Source organism: Brevibacillus soli, from assembly GCF_044759095.2.
GTDB lineage: Bacteria > Bacillota > Bacilli > Brevibacillales > Brevibacillaceae > JBIYSM02.
In genome coordinates this window covers 31612-55157 of record NZ_JBIYSM020000030.1, presented here as the reverse complement: position 1 = coordinate 55157, position 23546 = coordinate 31612, and the positions used below count along the sequence as shown (strand labels likewise).

The 23546-nt window shown below is 53.1% G+C and carries 20 protein-coding genes; 16 read left to right on the top strand and 4 right to left on the bottom strand.

The features are described 5' to 3' along the window. Positions 1-302: 302 nt before the first annotated feature. Positions 303-2228, bottom strand: a complete 1926-nt coding sequence (gene asnB, locus ACE99V_RS13510) for an asparagine synthase (glutamine-hydrolyzing) (RefSeq protein WP_400491620.1) — start codon at positions 2226-2228, stop codon at positions 303-305. 188 nt (positions 2229-2416) lie between these two features. On the opposite strand from asnB, the gene ACE99V_RS13505 reads away from it, so the two are divergent. The 4 genes from ACE99V_RS13505 (at position 2417) to holA (ending at position 7545) form a co-directional block, all read left to right on the top strand. Beyond that, the gene (locus ACE99V_RS13505) at positions 2417-4795 is read left to right on the top strand and encodes a DNA internalization-related competence protein ComEC/Rec2 (RefSeq protein WP_400491619.1); all 2379 of its coding nucleotides are present in this window, start codon (positions 2417-2419) and stop codon (positions 4793-4795) included. A 52-nt stretch (positions 4796-4847) separates the two neighbouring features. Next, the gene (locus tag ACE99V_RS13500; protein WP_400491618.1) at positions 4848-5393 is read left to right on the top strand and encodes an RNA polymerase sigma factor; all 546 of its coding nucleotides are present in this window, start codon (positions 4848-4850) and stop codon (positions 5391-5393) included. Beyond that, entirely contained in the window at positions 5393-6232 is an 840-nt protein-coding gene (locus ACE99V_RS13495; protein ID WP_400491617.1) for a hypothetical protein, read from the top strand. The genes ACE99V_RS13500 and ACE99V_RS13495 overlap by 1 nt, the downstream gene beginning before the upstream one ends. A 233-nt stretch (positions 6233-6465) precedes the next feature. After that, positions 6466-7545, top strand: a complete 1080-nt coding sequence (gene holA / locus ACE99V_RS13490; RefSeq protein ID WP_400491616.1) for a DNA polymerase III subunit delta — start codon at positions 6466-6468, stop codon at positions 7543-7545. A gap of 40 nt (positions 7546-7585) precedes the next feature. Here the strand turns inward: holA and rpsT are convergent, their stop codons facing one another. Further along, entirely contained in the window at positions 7586-7861 is a 276-nt protein-coding gene (rpsT, locus tag ACE99V_RS13485; protein ID WP_400491615.1) for a 30S ribosomal protein S20, read from the bottom strand. A gap of 167 nt (positions 7862-8028) precedes the next feature. Here rpsT and gpr point away from each other — a divergent pair, with 167 nt between their 5' ends. The 8 genes from gpr (at position 8029) to ACE99V_RS13445 (ending at position 16798) form a co-directional block, all read left to right on the top strand. After that, the gene (gene gpr / locus ACE99V_RS13480; RefSeq protein ID WP_400491622.1) at positions 8029-9129 is read left to right on the top strand and encodes a GPR endopeptidase; all 1101 of its coding nucleotides are present in this window, start codon (positions 8029-8031) and stop codon (positions 9127-9129) included. Between the two features lie 165 nt (positions 9130-9294). Further along, a complete protein-coding gene (gene spoIIP / locus ACE99V_RS13475; RefSeq protein ID WP_400491614.1) occupies positions 9295-10452 on the top strand; it encodes a stage II sporulation protein P in 1158 nt (385 codons plus the stop codon). 7 nt (positions 10453-10459) lie between these two features. After that, on the top strand, positions 10460-10765 hold the full coding sequence (locus ACE99V_RS13470) for a DUF3679 domain-containing protein (RefSeq protein WP_400491613.1): 306 nt from the start codon (positions 10460-10462) through the stop codon (positions 10763-10765). A 213-nt stretch (positions 10766-10978) separates the two neighbouring features. After that, complete coding sequence (locus ACE99V_RS13465) at positions 10979-11947, top strand: ABC transporter ATP-binding protein (RefSeq protein ID WP_400491612.1); 969 nt, start codon at positions 10979-10981, stop codon at positions 11945-11947. A gap of 20 nt (positions 11948-11967) precedes the next feature. Then, positions 11968-12939: an ABC transporter ATP-binding protein gene (locus ACE99V_RS13460; protein ID WP_400491611.1), complete on the top strand. Its 972-nt coding sequence runs from the start codon at positions 11968-11970 to the stop codon at positions 12937-12939. Positions 12940-13126: 187 nt separating this feature from the next. Next, the gene (locus tag ACE99V_RS13455; protein ID WP_400491610.1) at positions 13127-14791 is read left to right on the top strand and encodes an ABC transporter substrate-binding protein; all 1665 of its coding nucleotides are present in this window, start codon (positions 13127-13129) and stop codon (positions 14789-14791) included. Positions 14792-14878: 87 nt separating this feature from the next. After that, entirely contained in the window at positions 14879-15889 is a 1011-nt protein-coding gene (locus ACE99V_RS13450; RefSeq protein ID WP_400491609.1) for an ABC transporter permease, read from the top strand. 15 nt (positions 15890-15904) lie between these two features. Further along, complete coding sequence (locus ACE99V_RS13445; RefSeq protein ID WP_400491608.1) at positions 15905-16798, top strand: ABC transporter permease; 894 nt, start codon at positions 15905-15907, stop codon at positions 16796-16798. Between the two features lie 196 nt (positions 16799-16994). Here ACE99V_RS13445 and ACE99V_RS13440 read toward each other — a convergent pair whose 3' ends face one another. Further along, positions 16995-17783, bottom strand: coding sequence for an alpha/beta fold hydrolase (locus ACE99V_RS13440; RefSeq protein WP_400491607.1), 789 nt, complete (start codon positions 17781-17783; stop codon positions 16995-16997). A gap of 121 nt (positions 17784-17904) precedes the next feature. Between ACE99V_RS13440 and ACE99V_RS13435 the strand changes: the two genes are divergently transcribed. The 3 genes from ACE99V_RS13435 to ACE99V_RS13425 all read left to right on the top strand — a co-directional run bounded on the left by ACE99V_RS13435 (position 17905) and on the right by ACE99V_RS13425 (position 20720). Then, positions 17905-18996 (top strand): M24 family metallopeptidase, encoded by a 1092-nt coding sequence (locus ACE99V_RS13435; protein ID WP_400491606.1) that lies wholly within the window; start codon positions 17905-17907, stop codon positions 18994-18996. 216 nt (positions 18997-19212) lie between these two features. Then, a complete protein-coding gene (locus tag ACE99V_RS13430; RefSeq protein WP_400491605.1) occupies positions 19213-19746 on the top strand; it encodes a sigma-70 family RNA polymerase sigma factor in 534 nt (177 codons plus the stop codon). Continuing rightward, positions 19737-20720, top strand: coding sequence for a hypothetical protein (locus ACE99V_RS13425; protein ID WP_400491604.1), 984 nt, complete (start codon positions 19737-19739; stop codon positions 20718-20720). The genes ACE99V_RS13430 and ACE99V_RS13425 overlap by 10 nt, the downstream gene beginning before the upstream one ends. Before the next feature lie 123 nt (positions 20721-20843). On the opposite strand, the gene ACE99V_RS13420 is transcribed toward ACE99V_RS13425, so the two are convergent. Then, positions 20844-21515, bottom strand: coding sequence for a VOC family protein (locus tag ACE99V_RS13420; RefSeq protein WP_400491603.1), 672 nt, complete (start codon positions 21513-21515; stop codon positions 20844-20846). 192 nt (positions 21516-21707) lie between these two features. Between ACE99V_RS13420 and lepA the strand changes: the two genes are divergently transcribed. Continuing rightward, complete coding sequence (lepA, locus tag ACE99V_RS13415; protein WP_400491602.1) at positions 21708-23525, top strand: translation elongation factor 4; 1818 nt, start codon at positions 21708-21710, stop codon at positions 23523-23525. The last annotated feature ends 21 nt before the right edge of the window (positions 23526-23546 follow it).

The window sequence follows — 23546 nt, the reverse complement described above, 5'->3', positions numbered from 1 at the left end:
CAGGTACTTCTTTTTTCCGTAGTCGCTGGGGATTTTCCTTTGTTTAAGGACATTATTTCATACACCAGAATTTATAAATTTGGACATCCCATACAGCCGCTAGAAAAGGGTTCGGGGCCCCAGCCGACACCAGCGTTATCTAAAGTCGGCTGGGTTTTCTTATCGTGTAGGAAAGTTTAAGGGCTTCACCGTGTGAAAGCGTCCTGAAATAAACTTTCCGAAACGCATAAAAAGTTTCCTCTAACGAAGAACCAGCTTCTTCGAGAGGGCTTCAATCGAAGCTTTTCTTAATTTCGTAGATCTTACCCGATATGCTGCAGCTCCGATTTCTTGCGGCGAATTTCCACGGACGGGCTGACATATGGGTCAAACATGTATTTTTGTTCAATGAAAATCTGATGCCACAACATGAAGATGAGGATGGTCCACAGCTTCCGGCTGTAGTCGGCATTGCCCTCGCGGTGTTCATCCAGCATGTAGAGCACATAGGCTTTGTTGATCAGATCGTCCACTTTTGATTCAAAGATGATTTCCTTGGCCCATTTGTAAAACTGGTTTTTCAGCCAGTAGCGCGTCGGGACCGGGAAGCCCAGCTTCGGACGGGACTTGATTTCCGGAGGCAGGAAGTCCTTCATTGCTTCTCGCAGGACGTGCTTCGTGGTACCGTTGGCAATTTTGTACTTGGTCGGGATGGTAGCGGCGAACTCGAACACCTTTATGTCGATGAACGGAACGCGCAGTTCCAGTGAGTTGGCCATTGTCATCTTGTCCGCCTTCATCAAGATGTTGCCTCTCAGCCAGGTATGAATGTCCAGATACTGCATCTTGGTGACATCATCGTAGTGGCTTGCGCGCTTGTAGATGTCTTCCGTGATGGTCCATGGCGAACGGTAGTCGCTGGAGCGGAAGATGTCCTCCATCACGACTCTTTCCTTCAGGTCTTCGCTAAAAATCAGGGCGTTGCCGAAAAAGCGCTCCTCCACCGTCTTGGAACCGCGAATCAGGAAATTTTTCCCTTTTACCTGGTCCGGCAGCTTCTCCGCTACATAGCGGATGGAGTGGCGCATCCACTTCGGCATCCGGGAAAACATACGCAGCGAATGCGGTTCGCGGTAGATGTTGTACCCGCCGAAAAACTCGTCCGCACCTTCACCGGACAAAACGACCGTGACGTGTTCACTCGCCATTTGCGCGACGAAGTAGAGCAGGATCGCGGAAGGGTCGGCAACCGGCTCGTCCTGATGCCAGATGAGGCGAGGCAGTTCGTCCATGTAACGCTGGGCGTTGACGACCAGTTCATGGTGCTCCGTCCCCAGGAATTCCGCCGTTCGGCGAGCGTATTCCAGTTCGCTGTAGCCGGGGATGTCGGAGCCGACGGAAAACGTTTTGACCGGTTCAAACGACTTCAGCATGCCGACGATGCTGCTGGAGTCGACGCCGCTCGAGAGGAAAGCTCCCCGGGGAACTTCACTGATGCGGTGTTTGTCGACCGATTCCAGCAGGACGCTGCGGGTTCCTTCAACGAAGTAGGAGAACGGCTTGCTTTCATCCGGTTGGAACTCTACGTCCCAATAGCGGGTCAATTTGATTTGATCGTTTTGAATGACAAAAAAGTGAGCGGGCGGAATTCGGTAGATTCCCTGGTACATCGTTTCCGGGTCAGGCACGTACTGGAAGGTGAGGTAGTGATAGAAAGCCGTATGATTTACCTCCCGCTTTACTCCCGGCAACTCCAGCAGGCTTTTGATTTCACTGCCGACGCCGATCGCGTCGTCAGTCTCCACGTAGTAGAGCGGTTTAATGCCGAAGTGGTCGCGTGCTCCGAAAAGCAGCTTTTTCCGTGAGTCCCAGATCGTGAAACCAAACATGCCGCGAAGGTGTTTCGGCGCGTCCGTCCCGACTTCTTCATACAGATGCAGGATGGTTTCAATATCGGAATCGGTATGGAATACGTGTCCGCTGTCTTTCAGCCAGCTTTGCAGTTCTTTATAGTTGTAGATCTCGCCGTTCCCGATGATCCAGATGTCACGCGTCTCGTTGAACAGCGGCTGGTGACCGCCTTCCACGTCAATGATGCTTAAACGACGAAAGCCCAGGGCGATGTTGTCTTCGAGATGAAAACCATCATCGTCTGGACCGCGGTGCAGGATGACACGGGTCAGTGCTCCAATCGTTTCGGATGGAACGGGCACGCCCCGCTTGTTGTAGAGTGATACGATTCCACACATAAAAAATTACTCTTCCTCTCAAAGGTTGCTCTAGCTAAATCTATCATGGATTGAAGGGCAAAGCAATCTCTCCAAGTACCCATAACGTGCGGGCAGACGATTTGCTGTCAGGAAAGAACTTTTATTGTCCTCACCAAGTGTCGTAGACTGAAGATCCATTTACCGCTGGCTTGGTGGGGGGATTACGCATGTTTCCCGTAGGTTTGTTGATCGTGTTGGGACTACTGCTGGGGGCTTACGTCCGATTGTCCGTGGTCTGGATGGTCACAGGGGGAGTGGCAGCCCTGTTGCTGTTTGTTCCCTTTCCGGGGAAAAAGCGTGTCATGTGGTACACGCTCATCTGTATTCTAGCCGTTCACTATTTTCATGGGTACGATCATCTTCACCGGTCTCATCTCCGGTCGCTGGCAGCGGAAGAGCAGACTGTCTGGATAAACGGGTTCGTCGACTCTGCCGTGCGGCGCGACGGCGATATCGTACGTCTATATATACAGGTGGAGCACTGGGGATACAAACGGGACGCTTTTCAGGAATTACCCTCGCTCGAGAGAATTGCCGTACGCCTCTCGCTTTCGGCACAAGAGCAGACAGAGCAGGTTGCGTCCTGGGCAAAGGGAGACCGGTTTTATGGAATCGTGAAGCTGTCGCTGCCTTCCCCGGCCCGCAATCCCCACGCGTTTGACTACGCACGCTTTTTGCGTTGGCAGGGCGTTTACGTTACGGCTGAAACGGATTTCTCTTCTGTTGAGGTTCAATCCCATGGCGCGAGTTTGGCGGCCCGGTTTGACAGATGGCAAAACGACGGCGCCCGGTTGTTGGAGACGATTTTTTCCGATCCGATCGTCTCGGGCTATATGCAATCGCTGCTGTTGGGGATGGAAGAAAGCCTGAGTCCGGAATTGGAAGAGATGTATGCCGATCTGGGACTGATACATGTGCTGGCCATCTCGGGATTGCACGTGACACTGGTCAGCGGGAGTTTTCTTCGACTGGCCGGGAGAGCGGGTCTTACCCGTCAAACAGCTGCGGTGGTTACGGTCGTTTTCATAGGTCTTTATGTGCTGCTCGTGGGAGCAAGCGCTTCCGCCGTAAGGGCCGGTCTGATGGGAGCGCTCGCACTCGGCAGCCAATTTGGGCGTACGCGAATGCCTGTTCGCGACATCTGGGCTGTCGCCCTGGCAGCCATGCTGATCTATAATCCCTATCAACTGTGGCACATAGGGTTTCAGCTTTCCTTTGCCGTAACGCTGGGATTGATTTTGTACGTGCCGATATTCCAACAGCTTCCGTTTCCCCGCTGGGCGTGGGCAAAATCGCTCATCGGCGTCACTGTGTCTGCGCAGCTAACCTCATTTCCGTTCCTTCTCTACTGGTTTCATCAATGTTCCCCGGTGTCGTGGCTGATCAACCTGGTTGCGGTGCCTGTTCTTTCGCTGCTGGTGCTGCCGGCAGGGTACGCGGCCTTTTTGCTCGCCTTGTTGCATCCCGCTCTCGCCGGGATCCCCGCGGCTTTCACTTCATCCTTGCTGCAGCTTGTCCATCTACCCCTTCACGATTTGCAGCAGCAGCCGATTCCCTTTTCCCACTGGCCTCATCCTCACTGGTCATGGCTTTTTGCCTGCATGGCCCTGCTTTTTGCCGTACCGTTTCTGTGGAGCAGGGGATATCAGCGTATGCGGGATGCAGCCGTGTATGTGGGCGTTTTTGTTTTTTTGCTTGTAATGGCACGACAGCCGTTTTCGGGCGATAACGAGGTGAGAATCACGTTTATCGACGTGGGACAAGGGGATTCCATCGTTGTCGAGGTTGGTAAAAAAGCAGTATACTTAATTGATGGCGGTGGCACGCCGCGGTTTCCGCAAAGGGAGTCCTGGCGGGATCGGCGGGATCCGTTTGAAGCGGGGAAGGATGTCGTATTGCCGTTTTTGCGGGCACGCGGAATTGAGCGAATCGACCGATTGGTCATGACACATGGAGACTACGACCACATCGGTGGATTGGCTGCATTGGTGCCGCGCTTTTTCTTTGGGGCCGTGCTTGTCAATGGAACGAAACCGAAAGAGGCGGAAGCGGAACTGATTGAAAGCTTCCGTATGCGCGGCGTTCCGGTTGTCACCGGAGTCCCCGGCCGTACCTGGTGCGATGTGGACCAGGTGTGTTGGTCCTGGCTTCATCCCAATGCCGAGACGGCGTCACCGGACAATGACGCGTCGATCGTGTTGAAGCTTTCTGCTTATGGCAAAACCGTACTGTTTATGGGCGATTTGGAACAAGCAGGCGAGGAAACGCTGCTTTTAACCAGCCAACTTTCTCCTGTCGATGCAGTAAAAGTGGCACATCACGGCAGCGGCACTTCCACTACCCGCGACTTTCTTGCGAGAATAAAACCAAAGGCTGCCGTAATCTCGGCAGGCAAACACAACCGTTACGGTCACCCCTCGCCGGAGGTGATCAGAAGATTGCAAGACGTTGGCGCAGATATCTATCGGACCGACGTGCAGGGGGCAGTTACCCTCTTCATTCGACCGGACGGAGTGTACTGGAAAACGACCATAACCGATACATAATGATTTGCAACCTTTTGCATCAGCGCCACGTCTGTAGGAGGGAGAGGAGAAGATGCGTGAAGCAGAGCTGATCAGGAAGGCGCAAGCCGGTGATCATGACGCACTTGTCGAACTGCTCCGCTCGATCGAGAACGCTGTATACCGCAGTGCTTTTTACATCCTTGGAAACGAACAAGACGCACTCGACGCTTCTCAAGAAGCGCTGATTCGGATTTATCGAAAAATCGATACCTATCAGGAAAAAGCGAAGTTTTCCACATGGGTGCAGCGAATTGTCAGCAACATCTGCATGGACAAATTTCGTGCCAAAAAGGAAACAGTCTCGATTGACGAGCATGAGCTGATCATTCCTGTTCGGAACAATGTAGAGGATGAAGTCCTTCTTAGCAGTTTGTCATGCGATATTGAAAAAGCAATCGGGCAGCTGCCCCATCAGTACCGCATGGTCGTCATACTGCGCTATCTCGAGGATTTCTCCTATCAGGAGATAGCCGATACGCTGGAGCTGCCGCTCAACACGGTGAAGTCTTATTTGTTCAGGGCAAGACAACAGTTACAGGAGCTGTTACACGATTACCAGAAAGGGGGGATAGGTTGATGAACAACGAACACATCTGGGAACTGATGCAGCGGGATCTGGATAACGATTTGTCGCCGCAGGAGCAGTTGCTGCTCTGCAGCTCTGTCAGGAAAGATCCGGGTTTGCAGTTGATGTACGAGCGCCTGAAGAGGGTATCCGATCAACTGGAACAGCTACCCCCTGTAACGCCCAAAATCAGTATTGTCGACTCCATTCTTCCGCAGCTGGAGGCACCGTCACGAATGCCTTCAACCGTTGCCATGTCCGCGGAGTCGGAACTGCCAAGATTGGAATTGAAAAAGGATTCGCCGAGAGAGCAGCGCCCGAAATGGAAAGGATTGCCCCTTTGGATGGCCCGGGCCGGCAGCGGTCTGGTTGCTGCGTGCATGCTGCTGGGGTTGTTTTTTATGGTGAATCATCCAAGTGAGAACGGACCAGATGGCTACCGACAGGGAAATGCCGGGATACCGCCGTCAACTTCGGCTCCCGCAGTTACCGTGCCGCCGTTGCCGGAAAAAGAAAGCACTCATGTGACACCACCATCGGATGAAAATGCAAAGCCTCCGGAAGCGAAGCAGGAACCGTCTCAGACCAAAACGAACAAGCCAAATTCGAAACCGAAGAGCAAGGAAACCAAACCAACGGTCAATCCAAAGCCGATCAACACCAAACCGGCGGTCACAGCACCGGCGGTGGAAAAGCCAAAGCCCTCTTTCCCGTACGGCACCGAGACCAAACCGGGATTGGACGACAAGCGGGACAAGGACACGGACGAAAACCGTGACGAAAAGGACAAGGACAAAAAGAAATTCGATGACAAGCGTAAGGACAAGAAAGGGCCAAACTGGAGCAGGTAGCGGTGACCAGGGACCACGCACCAATCAGAGGTGTGCTGCGTATACTGCATTATCAAGCACCCCCTGCTTACCGTTTAGGGAGAAGTGATCCCGGGGCTTCTCCCTAAACGTTTACATAGAGGTGCCCAATGCAGAGGAACCGCAACCGCGATGGTTGCGGTTTTCGTTTTTCAGGGAAAACGCGGCATGATGTGATATAATAGCGCAGGAAAATGAGTAGGGGTGGGGGTTTTATGTCGTTACTTGAGGCCATACGCGAAATCAAACAGAAGCAGTTTGCACCGGTCTACGTCCTGTACGGAACGGAGACCTTCCTTGCCACAGAGTTTATCGCTCTGGCGCGCAGGGAAATGATCGACCCGAATTACGCGGATCTCAACGTTGGCGTCTACGATTGTACGGAAACGCCGCTCGGCGATATCCTTCAGGACGCGGAAACCCTCCCGTTTTTGGCAGATCATCGCCTTGTCGTTGCCAATCAGGCCTACTTTTTGACCGGGGCCAAGCCCGCCACCAAGGTGGAAGCAGACCCGGATGCACTGATAGCTTACCTGGAGAACCCGCCCTCGTACACCACTCTCTTGTTTCATATTGAAGCGGACAAGCTGGATGAAAGAAAAAAACTGGTAAAATTCCTGCAGCAAAAAGCAAGGGTACTTGCGTTTCAGCCGCTGCGCGACGCCGACTTGTACGCTTGGATCGAACGTCGGGCAGAAAAGTACGGGGGACATATCGGGCGTGCCCAGGCGATGAGGCTGACGGAACGGGTCGGGAGCGAGCTTCGTTTGCTGGACAAGGAGCTGGAAAAAATGGTGCTGTATGCGGGCGGAAATGGGGCCGCCATCACCGATGAGGTCATCGATCTGCTCGCCTCCCGAACGCTGGAACAGGACGTCTTTGCCTTGATTGAGCAAGTCGTGGCGGGTCGATTGGAGGAGTCGTTTCGCACGCTGTACGACTGCCTGAAAACGGGCGAAGAGCCGATTAAGCTGCTATCGCTCTTGGCGCGGCAATTTCGCCTGTTGCTGCAGGTGAAAATCTGGGCGCCGCGCGGTTACACCCAGCAGCAGCTGGGAGGGATGCTGAAAGTGCATCCCTACGCTGTGAAAAAAGCGATGGAGCAAGCGCGTCATTTCACCGAGGATTCCCTGAAGAGACTGTTGGCGATACTGGCAGAGGAAGATTACCGGATGAAATCGGGACAGGTGGACAAGCGGCTTGCGGTGGAGCTGTTCATGACTCGGGTACAGGAAGAGTTGCAGCGTTCAAAAACTCCTATACATCAAGCCGCAGGCAAAGCAAAAAACCCGTGAACACGTTTGTTCGCGGGTTTTCTCCTGTGGTGATGAAAGCTTAGGCTACAGGTGCTGTCAGCACGTTGAGCTTTTTCATCAAGCGGGATTTTTGACGGTTCGCTGCGTTTTTATGAATGAGACCTTTGGTAGCAGCCTTGTCCAGCTTTTTCACAGCCACCAGAAGAGTGGACTTCGCCAATTCTACGTCGTTGGCAGCAACGGCTTTCTCAAAGTTCTTCACTGCAGTGCGCAGATCGGACTTTTGGGAAGCGCGTTGAGCGCGGCGCTTTTCGATTTGCTTGGTGCGTTTGATCGCGGATTTAATATTTGGCATGTGTGTCACCTCCTTAAGACGGAAAGCCCCTATGGGCATGCAAGAAATACAACAAAACATATTCTAGCATGCGGATTACCCATTTGCAAGAAAGGATTCCGAATAAAATTGCCAGTTTCATGCAAGCTAGTAACAGGCATCACTGGAGAGAAGGGAGCATGCAGCCAATGGAACACAACATTGATCTATCCGGTTACTCCATTCGCACCGATTTGGCCGTGGAGGCGCATGAGCTGGCGCGGCAGCAGACGGGAAGCGAGATACCCGGTGTCGTGATTGAAACGGACGACGAGGAGCCGGGCATCAAGGTGACACGACTGAGCGTGGACAATGAAGAGGCGGGAAGACAGATCGGAAAACTTCCAGGCCGTTACGTCACCATTGAAGTGCCCAAACTGAGGGACAATGACACGAAAGTGGAGGAACAGGTAACAAAACGCCTGGCCAAAGAGCTGGCTCGCTTTTTACAGGAGCTGGGTATTACCGAGGAGAAAAAGGCGTTGATCGTCGGTCTGGGAAACTGGAATGTAACCCCGGACGCGCTTGGTCCCATGGTGGTGGAAAACCTTCTGGTGACGCGGCATCTTTTTCAACTGGCACCCGAATCGGTAGAAGACGGATATCGCGAGGTAAGCGCGCTTTCTCCCGGCGTGCTTGGCATTACCGGCATCGAAACGAGTGAGATTGTTTTCGGGGTCGTAGAAAAGAGCAAACCTGACTTTGTCATTTGCATCGATGCTTTGGCATCACGGGCCCTGCACCGGGTAAATACGACGATACAAATTTCCGATACGGGCATTCACCCCGGTTCCGGCGTAGGCAACAAGCGCAAGGCGATTGATGAAAAGACACTGGGCATTCCTGTTATCGCCATCGGCGTCCCCACTGTCGTTTTTGCCTCTACCATCGTCAACGATGCGATCACCTATCTGCTCGGACACTTCGGCCAATCCATGCAAGAGAGCAAGCGCGCATTCAACAAACTGGCGATAAGCAGCCTGCCGGAGCGCAAAGAGCCGTATACGGAAGAAGATTTGCCGGACATGGAAGCGCGCAAGACATTTATGGGGCTGGTTGGCTCGCTCCCGGAAGAGGAGAAGCGGCAGCTGATTCACGAGGTTCTGCGTCCGTTGGGACAGGATCTGGTCGTCACTCCCAAGGAAGTGGACGATTTCATCGAAGGGGTCTCCAACGTGATCGCAAGCGGTCTGAACAGCGCCCTGCACCGTGCGGTATCAACGGAAAACAGCGGAGCGTACACACACTGACCGGAACGATCAATAGGATTGAGAGAAAAAGTAGGGTTGCCGGTTCTATCTTCTCTATGAAGGACATAGGTATAAGCATAGACAAGCAGACAGGCGCTCCCGCTTCGGGGGCTCCCGCCATGCTGTCACACCGCTTTTCGCCGAAAGCCTGAGGAGGGATACAACATGGCAACCCTAATTCAACGCCAATTCGTACTGCTTTCGTTCGTCACTGCTTTTCTGTTCGTCGTCACCGGGTTTCTGGCGATCGGCGGCAACCGGATCATGATCGCATCGTCAACCATCCAACAAGCCACCTCCCATATATCCGGCCTGGTTCTCGTCAAGCTGATGGGACAGGAAATTCCTGCTCTCTCCGAGACGGTAAAGGCAACCAATGAACGGGAAACGAACAATTTTGCCAGTTTTATGTTTGAATTGGTCACCAGCATCCATCCGGGAGACCTGCGCAGTTTGTTGGGGCGGGAGTTGCCTGGGCTCCTTACGATCGACGACGCGAGATTTATCGTAGCCGGAAAAGACACCACGCTGGCTGACCTGTACGTCGAATACCCGGCGGCACCGCGCGAAGAAATCGAGGTTCCCCCGGCCGCTCAGCCGACGGACAACGAAACAGTCGAAGAAAATCCCAAGACCGATCCGGTGGCCAGGCCGACCACAAACGGAAAAAAAATTGTCTTTGTCTACCACACGCATAACCGAGAGTCGTGGTTGAGTGAAGCAAAATTAGAGCCGGAAACGAAATCAGTCAACCATGAGACGAGAAACATTACACTGGTAGGACGCCACCTTGCACAGGCTTTGAACGACAAGGGAATTGGCACCGAAGTCAATACCGACGACATTTACAGCAAGACGAAGTTCTGGCTTTCTTATGCGGAGTCGCTGAAGGTCGTGAAGGCAGCGACTGAGCGCAATCGCGAGATCCGTTACTTTTTTGACCTGCATCGGGACGACAAGCCGCGTGAGAGGACAACGATCACGATCAACGGAAAAAGTTATGCCCGTACCTTTTTCGTTATTGGCCTGAGGAACAAAAACCATGAAAAAAATACGCAGTTTGCCAAAGAATTGCATCAATTGCTGGAAAAAAAATATCCCGGTTTATCGCGCGGAATTACAGCCAAAAACGAAAAAAGTGGCAACGGCGAGTATAATCAATCCATTTCGCCGGGCAGCATGTTAATAGAAATTGGCGGCATTGAAAATACCCTGCAGGAATGCTACAACACGGCAGAAGCGTTGGCCGACGTGTTTGCGGAGTATTACTGGCAGGCTGAACGGGTAAACAAGCCGGAGTCCGCCAAACCGGCGATGAGGTGACGTGCGGATGAATGTAACGTTGAAAATGATGGGGTTTGTAGCGATTCTGCTCGTAGGGGTGGTGCTTGGCCTGCAGACGGCCGAACGGGGCATTCACAAGGTGAGCGGACTGCCGGAGCAACAGCCGCAAACCTTTTACATTAAAAAAATGGATAAGGGTCAGATGGAGATTGCGGTCATGGGCAAGCAGGTACAGGCCAACCCGCAGGAAATGGTAAATTACGTGAGCAAACTCGGTTTGTCCGTCGGTTCATACGTAAAAAGCGGGACCAAGACAGCAGTGGACTGGATCTCCCAAATGTTCCAACCGTAGGGAAAATTGTTTGTCAATCAATTAATGCGCTCAACTGTTTCACGAGAAAGTGGAAAGGCTTGCCCTTGCAAGTCTTTTCTTGCAGTTATGTAAAGTATCAATAATGCGAATTTATTATGTTGCCAAAAAATTTGGTTAATGGCATAATGTTCACAGTTAGTCCAATGTTCTTTATTAGCCGAACAGAATTTATCGGTAAGAGAGGTGCGCTACGTGTCACAGCCTGTTCTCGAGATAAAAAACCTACAAACGCACTTTTTTACGGATCGTGGACAAATCCCTGCAGTCGACGGCGTCACCATCAGTGTACGCAAAGGCGAAGTTCTCGGCATCGTAGGGGAGTCCGGATGCGGAAAAAGTGTAACCTCGCTTTCCGTTATGAGACTCGTCCCCAATCCTCCCGGCAAAATTGTGGGAGGCTCCATCAAATTTAAAGGGGAAGATCTGGTAACCAGCAGTGAAAAGCGGATGCGCCAAATTCGCGGCAACGAAATCGCCATGATTTTCCAGGAACCGATGACTTCGCTCAACCCTGTGTACACCATCGGCAACCAGATCGCCGAAGCGATTCGACTACATACGAAAGCAGATAAAAAAGAAGCTCGCCAACGCGCCATCGACATGTTGAAAAAGGTGGGCATAGCCCGAGCTGAATCGATCGTGGACGAATACCCCCATCAGCTATCCGGCGGGATGCGCCAGCGCGTCATGATCGCAATGGCGATGGCCTGTAACCCGGAGCTGCTGATCGCGGATGAGCCCACGACGGCTTTGGACGTGACCATCCAGGCCCAGATTCTTGACCTGATGCGTCAGTTGAACGAGGAATCAGGCACCGCCATCATGCTGATCACCCATGATCTGGGTGTCGTGGCAGAGATGTGTCATCGCGTTGTCGTGATGTATGCGGGCAACGTCGTGGAAGAAGGCGACGTCCGTACCATTCTGAAAGAGCCAAAACATCCGTACACGATCGGCTTGCTCCATTCCATCCCGAAACTGGAGGAAACAAAAGAACGGCTGTACTCCATCCCGGGCAACGTTCCCCTCCCTGGATCGCTGACAGTAGGCTGCCGTTTTGCGCCGCGCTGTGAGCACGCGACCGACAAGTGCCGGGCAGACGTGCCGGAACTGAAAGAAGTAGGAGAAAACCATTATTCCCGATGCTGGCTGAACGATTAGAACCCGAAAGGAGCATGCAGGTGGCAGAAGATTTACTCATCGTTAAAAATCTGAAAAAATACTATCCCATCACAGGCGGCGTTTTCGGGAAAGAGGTAGGCGTAGTAAAAGCTGTGGATGACGTTTCCTTTACCGTAAAACGAGGAGAAACCCTCGGACTGGTAGGGGAAAGCGGCTGCGGCAAATCGACGACTGGGCGCTCGCTCATGAGGCTGATCGAACCGACAGCGGGCGAAGTCGTGTTTGACGGAACGAACATAACATCCCTCAAACCGGAAGAGATGCGGAAAATGCGCCGCGACATGCAAATCGTGTTTCAGGATCCGTTTGCATCGTTGAATCCGCGCCACAATGTTGAGAAAATTTTGGAAGAACCGCTGATCGTTCACGGAATTGGCGACGCAGCCGAACGTAAACAGCGTGTGAGCGAGATGCTGGAAGTGGTAGGGCTGAGCAGCTATCATGCGCAGCGGTACCCGCACCAGTTCAGCGGCGGTCAGCGCCAGCGGATCGGGATCGCACGCGCCCTGATGCTGAATCCCAAACTGATCGTAGCAGACGAACCCGTTTCTGCTCTGGACGTATCCATCCAGTCACAGGTGCTAAACCTGATGCAGGATCTCCAGAAAAATCTGAGTCTGACCTACCTGTTCATCGCTCACGATTTGAGTGTCGTTCGGCACATCAGCGATCGCGTCGGCGTGATGTATCTGGGCCGCATCGTTGAGCTGACGACCAGTGAGCAGCTGTACCAAAATCCGCTCCACCCCTACACCAAGGCGCTTCTGTCCGCTGTACCCACACCGGATCCGGATGCGAAGCGAGAGCGTATCATCCTGCAGGGCGATTTGCCCAGCCCTGCCAATCCGCCAAGCGGCTGTACCTTCCATACCCGCTGTCCCCATGTGACAGATGAATGCCGCAGTGTCCGTCCACAGTTCCGTGACGTCGGCAGCGGACACTTCGTGGCGTGCCATCTATACAACGCGTGACTTCTTGCGCGCACATTAACAGGCTCTTGGGCCCCGCCCGGTGCACAATGGGACCCCGCTCGGCACCAGCGTAAGCTACAGCCGAGTGGGTGATTTAAAGGGGGGATGCGGCGGAACAGTGTTGTAAACAAAGATCCATGCAGAAGTAACTGGCTTTCCAAAGAAAAGCAAAGGGGGATTTTCATTCATGAAAAAGCGTTTTCTCTCCGTTGCGCTTACCAGCCTGGTTGCCCTTTCCATGGCGCTCGCAGGTTGCAGCGGCTCGCAACAAACACAACAACCGGCCAATCAGGGACAAACACAACAACCGCAAGCTCAACCCGCACAGCCAGCCCAAAGCGGTCCGAAGCAGTTGATCGTTGGCCGCGGCGGTGATTCCGTCGGTCTGGACCCGATCATGCAAACGGACGGCGAATCGTTCAAGGTTACCGAAAACGTTCTGGAAACGCTCGTTTTCTACGAAAAAGACAACACTAACGTCCTTCCTGGTCTGGCAGAGAGCTGGGAAATTTCTCCGGACGGTTTGACTTATACCTTCAAGCTCCGTCAAGGCGTGAAGTTCCATGACGGCACTGACTTCAACGCAGAGGCGGTAAAATGGAACTTCGAGCGCTGGATGGACAAAAACCATCCACAGCACAACAAAGAAGGGTACGAGTACTACAACGACATGTTCGGCGGCTACAAAGGCGACGAGACTCATGTGATCAAATCCGTCGACGTCGTGGATCCGAACACCGTCAAATTTACGCTGAACCGCCCGTTGGCGCCGTTCATCCAAAACCTCGGCATGTCCTGCTTCGCGATCTCTTCTCCAAAAGCAGTACAGGATATGGGGCCGGAGAAGTACAACGAGAACCCGGTCGGTACCGGTCCGTTCATCTTCAAGGAGTGGAAGCGCAACGACTCCATCACACTGGAAAAGAACCCGAACTACTGGCAAAAAGGCCTTCCGAAGCTGGACAAACTGGTGTTCAAGGTTATTCCTGAAAACACTGCCCGCCTGACTGCACTCACCTCCGGCGAAATCGACCTGATGGACGGTCTGAACCCGGATGATGCACAAACGGTTAAGGACAACCAAGACCTGCAGCTGATTCTGCGTCCTTCCATGAACATCGGCTTCGTAGGTTTCAACGTGGAGAAAAAACCGCTTGATAACCCGAAAGTACGTGAAGCACTCGCCTATGCGATCAACAAACCTGCCATCATCGAAGCGTTCTTCGCTGGTCTCGGTCAGCCTGCTGTCAACCCGATGCCTCCGTCCATCTGGGGTCATAACGGCAATATCAAAGACCGCGAGTACAACCTCGACAAAGCGAAGCAACTGCTTGCCGAAGCCGGACATCCGAATGGCTTCAAAATCAAGTTCTGGGCAATGCCGGTACCTCGTCCGTACATGCCGGACGGCGTGAAAATTGCCGAAGCCATCCAGCAAGACCTGAAAAAGATCGGTGTAGAAGCGGAAATCGTCACAATGGAATGGGCTACCTACCTCGAAAAGACGAAGGCGGGAGAACAAGAAATGTTCATGCTTGGTTGGACCGGTGACAACGGTGACCCGGACAACTTCCTGGCAACCCTGCTTGACAAGAACAACATCGGCGGAAACAACCGCACTCGTTGGGCAAACGAAGAAGCCCACAAGCTGCTGATGCAAGCCCAATCGGCAACAACGAAGGAAGAACGTGAGAAACTCTACCTGCAAGTACAAGAAATCATCTTTAAAGACGTGCCGATGGTTCCTCTCGCTCACTCCACTCCAGCTTTGGCTGCGAAGAAAAGCGTCCTGAACTACGTACCGCATCCGACCGGCTCTGAGAGCTTGGCGGAAGTAGACATCCAGCAATAAAAAACAACCATCATAGGGTAAGAGGAGAGACACACCTCTTCTTACCCTTTCCCTATGTATCCCCATACTTCTGAGGAAAGCGAGGAGATGGCATTGCTAGCCTACAGTATCCGAAGATTCCTTATGCTCATCCCCGTTCTACTGGGCATGTCCATCGTTGTATTTTCCATCATCCATGCCATCCCGGGCGATCCGGCTCTGACCATTCTTGGTGAAAAAGCAAGCCCCAAAGCAGTGGAAGAGTTGCGTCAAGCTCTAGGCTTGTACGATCCGTGGTACATTCAATACTTTGATTACATGAAACAGATCTTGTCGGGTGATCTTGGCAAATCGCTTCTTTCCGGCGCCAAGATTGAGCAAGAAATCGGCCCGTATTTGGCGGCAACTACCGAATTGACCATTGTCAGCATGCTCTTTGCTGTCATTATTGGCGTAAATGCAGGGATTCTATCTGCGTGGAAACAAAATTCCTGGTTTGACTACATGGCCATGTTGATTGCCTTGATTGGCGTTTCCATGCCGATCTTTTGGCTCGGTTTGATGGAGCAGTGGGTCTTTGCCCAAGAGTTGAAGTGGCTCCCATCAGTTGGACGTGACAATTCGCGTAATCCGGTCGAGGCCATTACGCACTTTTATATATTGGATACGATGCTGGCGGGACGCTGGGATCAGCTCCGTGAGGTCGTCGAGCATCTGATTTTGCCTGGAATTGCGCTCGGAACCATCCCGATGGCAATTATCGCCCGCATTACGCGTTCCAGCATGCTGGAAGTGATGCGCTCCGATTACATTCGCACTGCGCGAGCGAAAGGATTGGGACAATTTTTTGTCGTGTACAAGCATGCCTTGAAAAATGCATTTATTCCTGTCTTGACCATTATTGGATTACAAACGGGACTTCTCCTGGGAGGTGCCGTCCTGACGGAGACCATTTTCGGCTGGCCGGGCGTCGGACGCTACATCTACACGGCGATCGGCAACCGGGACTATCCTGTGATTCAATCGGGCATTCTCGTTATCGCTACCATCTTTGTCTTGATCAACCTGGTGGTCGACCTCCTGTATGCTTACGTCGATCCGCGCATCAAATATCGCTAAGGAGGGTTCAAAAGAATGGCAGACACACAAGTACAATCCATACCGTTGAAAAAAGCGGATGAACCGGTTTCCTCCCCTTGGCGCGACGCGTGGAAAATTCTTCGCAAAAACAAATTGGCGATGGTAGGTTTGGCCATCATCGTCGCATTCGTCCTCATTGCCATCTTTGCTCCGGCGATTGCCCCTTACAAGTACGACGAGGGGGAATTGGTGATGAAAAACAAGCCGCCGTCGGAAGAGCACTGGTTTGGCACCGACTACAACGGGCGTGATGTGTTTACCCGTGTCGTGTACGGTGCCCGCATTTCCCTGTGGGTGGGAACATTCTCCGTCATCGGATCGGTGGTGGCCGGTACGTTTCTCGGACTGTTGGCCGGATACTACGGAAGATGGATCGATATGCTGATCTCACGCGTGTTTGACATCATGCTGGCTTTTCCAAGCATTTTGCTGGCGATTGCAATCGTGGCCATTCTGGGACCTTCTCTGCAGAATGCTCTGTTGGCCATTTCCATTATCAACATACCGACGTTCGGTCGTCTGGTACGTTCCCGCGTACTTAGCCTCAAGGAAGAGGAGTACGTGATGGCAGCCAAGGCGATTGGGATGAAAGATTCGCGCATTCTCCTGCAGCACATTTTGCCAAACAGTCTGGCTCCCATCATCGTGACGGGAACCTTGGGGATCGCAACCGCGATCATTGAAGCAGCTGCGCTCGGCTTTCTCGGACTGGGGGCGCAGCCGCCGGAACCGGAATGGGGGAAAATGCTGGCTGACTCCCGCCAATACATTCAAAAAGCGCCATGGACCGTTATTTTTCCAGGATTGTCCATCATGCTGACGGTATTGGGCTTCAACCTGATCGGAGACGGACTGCGTGATGCCCTTGACCCGCGGATGAAAAACTAGCAGGATTTCCAAGAACCTTCGCTCGAACGAAGGTTTTTCTTGGTGTATAAGAATTTATAAATTTGGACATCCCATACAGCCGATAGAAAAGGGTTCGGGGCCCCGCCCGGTGAAGAAAGGGACCCCACTCGGCTCAGCGATAGCTAACGCCGAGTGGGTTGAGGATAGCGAATGCCGGGTGGGTTTTCTTATTTTCTTACACCGGTTCTGCCTGTTTCACCGACGCGCGCGCGAACTCCCTGCAGAGTTGGTTAAAACCGTCGGCTGCCTTGGTGATCACCTGATGCGAGACGTTCGGGACTGTACGCAGATCGGCGAACGGCAAATGGCTCGCCAAAAGCTTACCGTACGGATGCATTTTCTTGTCGTTGCGGCCGTACACGAGAAGCATCGGGACATGGATGTTTCGCAGGCGGCCGGTACAGTTGTAGTGGTGGCCGGCGATATAAATCTGCTGCAGTGTGTAAGCGTCCGTCCGTTTCGCGTGGGCGATCCAGCGTTCCTGCTCTTTTTTGTCGTCCAAATGGGAAGAAGCCGTAGAGCGCGCCAGAAAGGAAACGGCGCCCAGTGATGCCATGGCTTGGGCCATGTAAAAGCGGGAGTGCAGGTAGAGTTCGTTCACTTCCGAAAAACTGCTTGCCAAAATACCGCCGGCGATGTACTGGGGAAACTGGAGGCAGCACTCCAGTGCGACGGAGCCGCCCTGCGAGTATCCCAATACGATGAGCCGGTCAATCCCGAGGAGTTCGACGAGCGTTTTCAGATCGCGCGCGAGGTCAGCCATGTCGAACGGTTCTTTCGCCGGACTGCTGTCCCCGTGTCCGCGGAGGTCGGGTATGATCAGTTGAAACGAGTCGGAAAGGGGCGCCTGAAGGGAAAAGTTAACAGACCCGATTCCCGGCGCATGGATACACAACAGCGGAAGTCCTTCCCCGAACGATTGGTAAGACAGTGATCTGCCATCAGGCAATGTAAGTCGATTCAAGTGATTCACCCTCCGGTTTTAGTCTTATCCTCAGAGTTGATGAAATTGCATTCGACGCTTCTTTTTTTTCGGCTGTCGTGGTATTCTCCCTATAGAAACAGGAAGGTAAGGTGTGGAAACAATGAGCCAAGAACGTTTTCAACAGTTGCACGCGTTTATGGAAGAGCAGCAGCTTGATGCGGTATTGATCACGTCACCCAAGCATGTTTACTACATGACCGGCTTCTTTACCGATCCTCACGAGCGGTTCATGGGATTGATCGTTCCTGCGGCAGGGGAGCCGTCTTTACTCGTACCTGCTCTTGATCGGGATGCCGCTGCAGGTGCCTCCAGCGTAAGGCAGATTTTCACCCATACGGACACCCAAAACCCGTACGAAGTCCTGCAAAAAGCGCTCCCCGCAGGTGTAAAGCGTTTGGGCTTGGAAAAGCATTACGTCACCGTAGAACGTTACGAAGCGATTGCCGCGGCAGTAAACGCCGAGCAGTACGTGGATGTGGAGCAGCCGCTGCGCAGTATGCGTCTGGTCAAATCGCCGGACGAGATTGCCCGAATGAAGCGGGCCGTTCAAGTTGTGGAAGACGTGCTGCGGGAGGGCCTGAAAAAAGTCAAGGTCGGCGTGACGGAGATTGAAATCGTTGCGGAACTGGAATTCCAAATGAAACGTCTGGGCGCGGAAGGACCGTCTTTTTCCACGATGGTGCTGGCCGGGGAAAAGTCCGCTTTGCCGCACGGAAAACCGGGCGACCGCAAAATCCAAAACGGAGAGCTTCTGTTGTTTGACCTCGGTGTCTACGTCAACGGGTATGCATCGGATATTACCCGTACGTTTGCGGTCGGGGAAATCAACAGGCAGTTACAGGACATTTACGAAACGGTGCTCGCAGCCAATGAAGCGGCCATTGCCGCCGTTCGCCCCGGTGTTACGCTTGCCAGTCTGGATCGCGCCGCTCGTGACCTGATTTCAGGCAAAGGATATGGAGAGTACTTCATGCACCGGTTGGGACACGGATTGGGTATGGATGTCCACGAGTATCCATCCGTCCACGGGGAAAATCAGGAGATGCTTCGAACCGGTATGGTTTTTACAATTGAACCGGGGATTTACCTGCCTGGCGCAGGCGGTGTTCGCATTGAGGACGACGTGCTGGTGACGGAAACCGGTTGCGAAGTACTGACCCGGTTCCCCAAACAACTGACTGTAATTGGCTAACATAAGGGAAAACCTGAGACCATATATGTGTTTCAGGTTTTTTTCTGTCGATAAGAATTGATAAAATTGGACATCCCATACAGCCACTAGAGAAGTGTTCGGGGCCCCAGCCGACACCAGCGATCGCTTAAGTCGGCTGGGTTTTCTTAGTCATGGTAACAAAAACGGGTCTTCTGCATCTAACAAGGTGAATGAAAGGAAGGAGGGCGGACCATCGTGGAGGACAACAAGCTGCAGCCTACTGCAGAAGCGGAGTTTGAACAGATCATGCGAACGTATGGAACGCGGATCCTCCGTCTTGTCACCTTCTTTGTAAAAGATCGCGTTCTGGCCGAAGACATCACACAGGACGTATTTGTCAAGGTGTATCGAAACCTTCCCCAATTTCGCGGGGAAAGCCATATTCAGACGTGGATCTATCGGATCGCTGTCAATGAGTGCAAAGGGTACCTGCGCTCCTGGTCGTTTCGCAACATGTTCCCCCGTTCTCAGGTGGACACGGACGGGTTTGACTCAGTGGAACAGGTCGTGCTGGAGCATGCTGAGCGGGATCAGCTCGTGCAGGAGGTACTAAAGCTGCCAACCACGTATCGACAGGTTATCGCACTTCACTACTACGCAGACTTGCGGATCGAGGAAATAGCAAGAGTACTGGGAGTTACGGAAGGCACTGTCCGGACACGGCTGCACAGAGCCCGGCAGAAGTTGAAACAGAACTTGACAGCACAGGAGGGATTGGGATGGACGTAGATAAATCACTGCGGCAGTTGCGGGAGAGAGCCGACAGCACTCTGTTGCGCGACGTGGTTTTTTCGGTGGAGATGGAGCAAAAGATACTGTCCAAAATCAACAAGCAAAAAAAGCAGGGAGCCCTGTCTCCGATCCTGTATGCGGCGGCTTTTCTGATGATCGGGTTGGCTGTCTGGAAGTGGGTGCCGCTCGGAGAGGAGCATCGGCTTTCTAATCAACCGGAACGTTCTGAAACGATTCTGCCCGGTGCAGCCTGGAATCCGCCGGTTTTGTGGCAGCCTTCACCGGAACAGACGGGCACTTATGACAACAAACCGTTTCACTACTTCGGCGAGAAACCCGTTCGGATTATCACCGGCGAACTGTACGAGAAACAGACGCAAAAAGTGATGTGGCTGTTAAACGGCCCGTTTGCAGAGGAAGTCGAACTGGTAGCAATCAGCGCAGAAGGAAAGCGGGTAAATCTGGGCAAATGGCGCGTGGCGGATCCCCTCTATGACGCCGACGGACATTTTCCCTCCGGTATTGCCTTGCCGACCCCTGGGATTTGGAAGCTGCAAGTTCTCTCCAACGGAAAGTACATTGGACATGTATTTGTCGAGGTGAAACCGGGAGTCGCTCCCGCTAACCGGGATCTGGTGGAGCCGCTGATCATGGCCTACATCAAAACCCACGAGGCGTTCGCTTGGCTGGGCGAAGACCAGGACATCACGATAGATGTATTAGGTGTGGAAAGCCCGAATGCGGAAACGAAACGCGTCTACGCATGGGTGAAAGGATTGAGCAAGGATCCGCTCAGGTCGTCCGGCATCAGTGCTCCAGCTGCATTTGACATTTGGTATGACGGGAGTGAATACAAGGTGGTTGGCCACCGCATGCCGGAGGATGGAAACCGCTACTGGAGCAGCATACAGGAAATCTTTCCGGAGAATATCGTGCAGATGATCAAACATCGCAGTGGGGCAGAAAAATGAAGCCGATCTCTCCCCGCGGGCAGATCGGCTTTTCCGGTTTTATTTAGTATAGAAGAATTTATAACATTGGGACATCGAATACAGCCACAAGGAAAGGGTTCGGGGCCCCAGCCGACACCAGCGTTAGCTAAAGTCGGCTGGGTTTTCAAACAGCACGCCTTTCGGGTCGAAATAGGCATAGCCGTACGCATCCGCCGTCTCAATACGCAGCGACGCGTTCCTCAATGGCAGGATCGCCGCCGTTCTGTCCGGGTACTCCACCATTGTCGCCTGTTGGCCCAGCACTTTTTCCATGATTGCCGTATCCGCAGTCAGTGTGGTCGTCCGTAGGAAGGCCGCCTGAGGATAACCTGCGGGTGATTGCCGCGGCTTGCCGTATTGCACGAACCAAGGCAGGTGAGGATAGGTGCCGAGCATTTGGAACGAAACGACGTCACCGGCCGGGTCTGTCACTTCCTGAACAGGAGTGACCGCGACTGGATAGCCTTCTTCTTCCAGGATGTGTCTTACGCGTGCCAGGTCATCCGTCTCCACGATCATCGCGTAGTAACCATCGCCATTCTCCTGCAAGAAGCTGTGAAGCGCTTTGCCGCTTTCGGTGGAAACGGCGGCCGCCTCATCCTCGATGTACGTGACTTCCAGGAAGCCGCCACCGGGGAAGGGATAGATGCGGGTAGCCACACCCGGGAAGGACTGACCGGAGGCAGCGAGCGTCAAGCCTCGCTCCTGCTTAAGCGTCAGGGCAATCTCATCAGGGCGTTTGGTAGCGTATACAAGCCGGTCTAATTGAAACAAGACAATCTCTCCTAACCTATTGGCAATACTTTCTTTCTCCAATCTACCACAAGTGGGAAAAAGAGACGAGAGCCTATGCGCCCTTTTGTTGCTCCTCCTTTCATGCTTTGCTATAATAAGCGTTAGTGCATTTTTTTACGTTACGCGATCTGAGAGCGATTCTACGGATGGCGTGGGAGGGAACAACGTAACATGGATCGCCGTGAAAGACAGAAAAGAATACGTAATTTTTCCATCATCGCCCATATTGACCATGGGAAATCCACTCTTGCAGACCGCATTTTGGAGCTGACCGGCGCGCTTTCCGCACGCGAAATGGAAGCTCAGTTTCTAGATACGATGGAATTGGAGAAAGAGCGCGGCATTACCATTAAGCTCAATGCCGTTCGACTGAACTATAAAGCGGATGACGGCGAAGAGTACATTCTTCACCTGATCGATACCCCAGGTCACGTCGACTTTACCTACGAGGTGTCCCGCAGCTTGGCTGCTTGTGAAGGGGCTCTTCTGGTCGTGGACGCCGCTCAGGGTATCGAAGCGCAGACGCTTGCCAACGTTTATCTGGCACTCGACAACAACCTGGAAATCATCCCGGTCATCAACAAGATCGACCTTCCCAGCGCTGAACCGGAACGCGTGAAGCAGGAAGTAGAAGATGTCATCGGACTGGATGCGAGCGAGGCTTGCCTGGCTTCTGCGAAAGCGGGCATAGGCATCAAGGAAGTCCTGGAAGCGGTCGTGAAAAAAGTTCCGGCGCCGGAGGGTGACCCGGATGCGCCGCTTCAGGCATTGATCTTTGACTCCTACTTCGATCCCTATCGCGGGGTCATAGCCTCCGTGCGTATTGTCAACGGTACGCTGAAAAAGGGCATGAAGATCAAGATGATGGCGACCGGCAAGACGTTCGAGGTAACAGAAGTGGGTACGTCCACACCGCGCCAAACACCGGTTGACGAGCTGACCGTCGGTGATGTAGGGTATGTGGCCGCCTCCATTAAAACCGTCGGCGATACCCGGGTGGGTGACACCATTACGGACGCAAGCCGGCCGGCTTCCGAGCCTCTCCCCGGTTACCGCAAGATTAATCCGATGGTGTTCTGCGGTCTGTATCCGATTGATACCAGCGAGTACAACGACTTGCGCGATGCGCTGGAGAAGCTGCAGCTGAACGACGCTTCCCTGCAGTTTGAACCGGAGACGTCACAGGCGCTCGGGTTCGGTTTCCGTTGCGGTTTCCTGGGACTCTTGCACATGGAAATCATTCAGGAGCGCATTGAGCGAGAATTTAACATCGACTTGATTACGACCGCCCCAAGCGTAATTTACCGCATTACCAAAACAAACGGCGAAGTAATCGAGATCGATAACCCGTCCAAAATGCCGGAAGCCCAAAAGATCGAGCAAATTGAGGAGCCATACGTCACGGCAACGATCATGGTGCCGAAAGATTACGTGGGTGACGTGATGCAGCTGTGCCAGGGCAAGCGCGGCGATTTCCTCGACATGCAATACATGGGCGAAAACCGCGTCCAGCTGAAGTACGACATGCCGCTTTCCGAAATCGTTTACGACTTCTTTGATCTGCTGAAGTCCGGAACGAAGGGCTACGCTTCCTTTGACTACGAGTTGGCAGGTTACAAGCCGTCCAAGCTGGTAAAGATGGACATTCTCCTGAACGGCGAAGTGGTGGACGCGCTTTCCTTTATTGTTCACCGCGACAGTGCGTATGCGCGTGGCAAGGTAATCTGCGAAAAGCTGAAAGAACTCATCCCGCGTCAGCAGTTTGAGGTGCCCATACAGGCTGCGATCGGGAACAAGGTCGTCGCCCGCGAAACGATCAGCGCCATGCGCAAAAACGTTTTGGCCAAGTGCTACGGCGGGGACATCAGCCGCAAGCGCAAGCTGTTGGAAAAGCAGAAGGAAGGGAAAAAGCGCATGAAGGCCGTCGGTTCGGTAGAGGTGCCGCAAGAAGCGTTTATGGCCGTCCTTCGCATGGATGACAAGAAATAATACGCGTTTGACTGCAAGCGA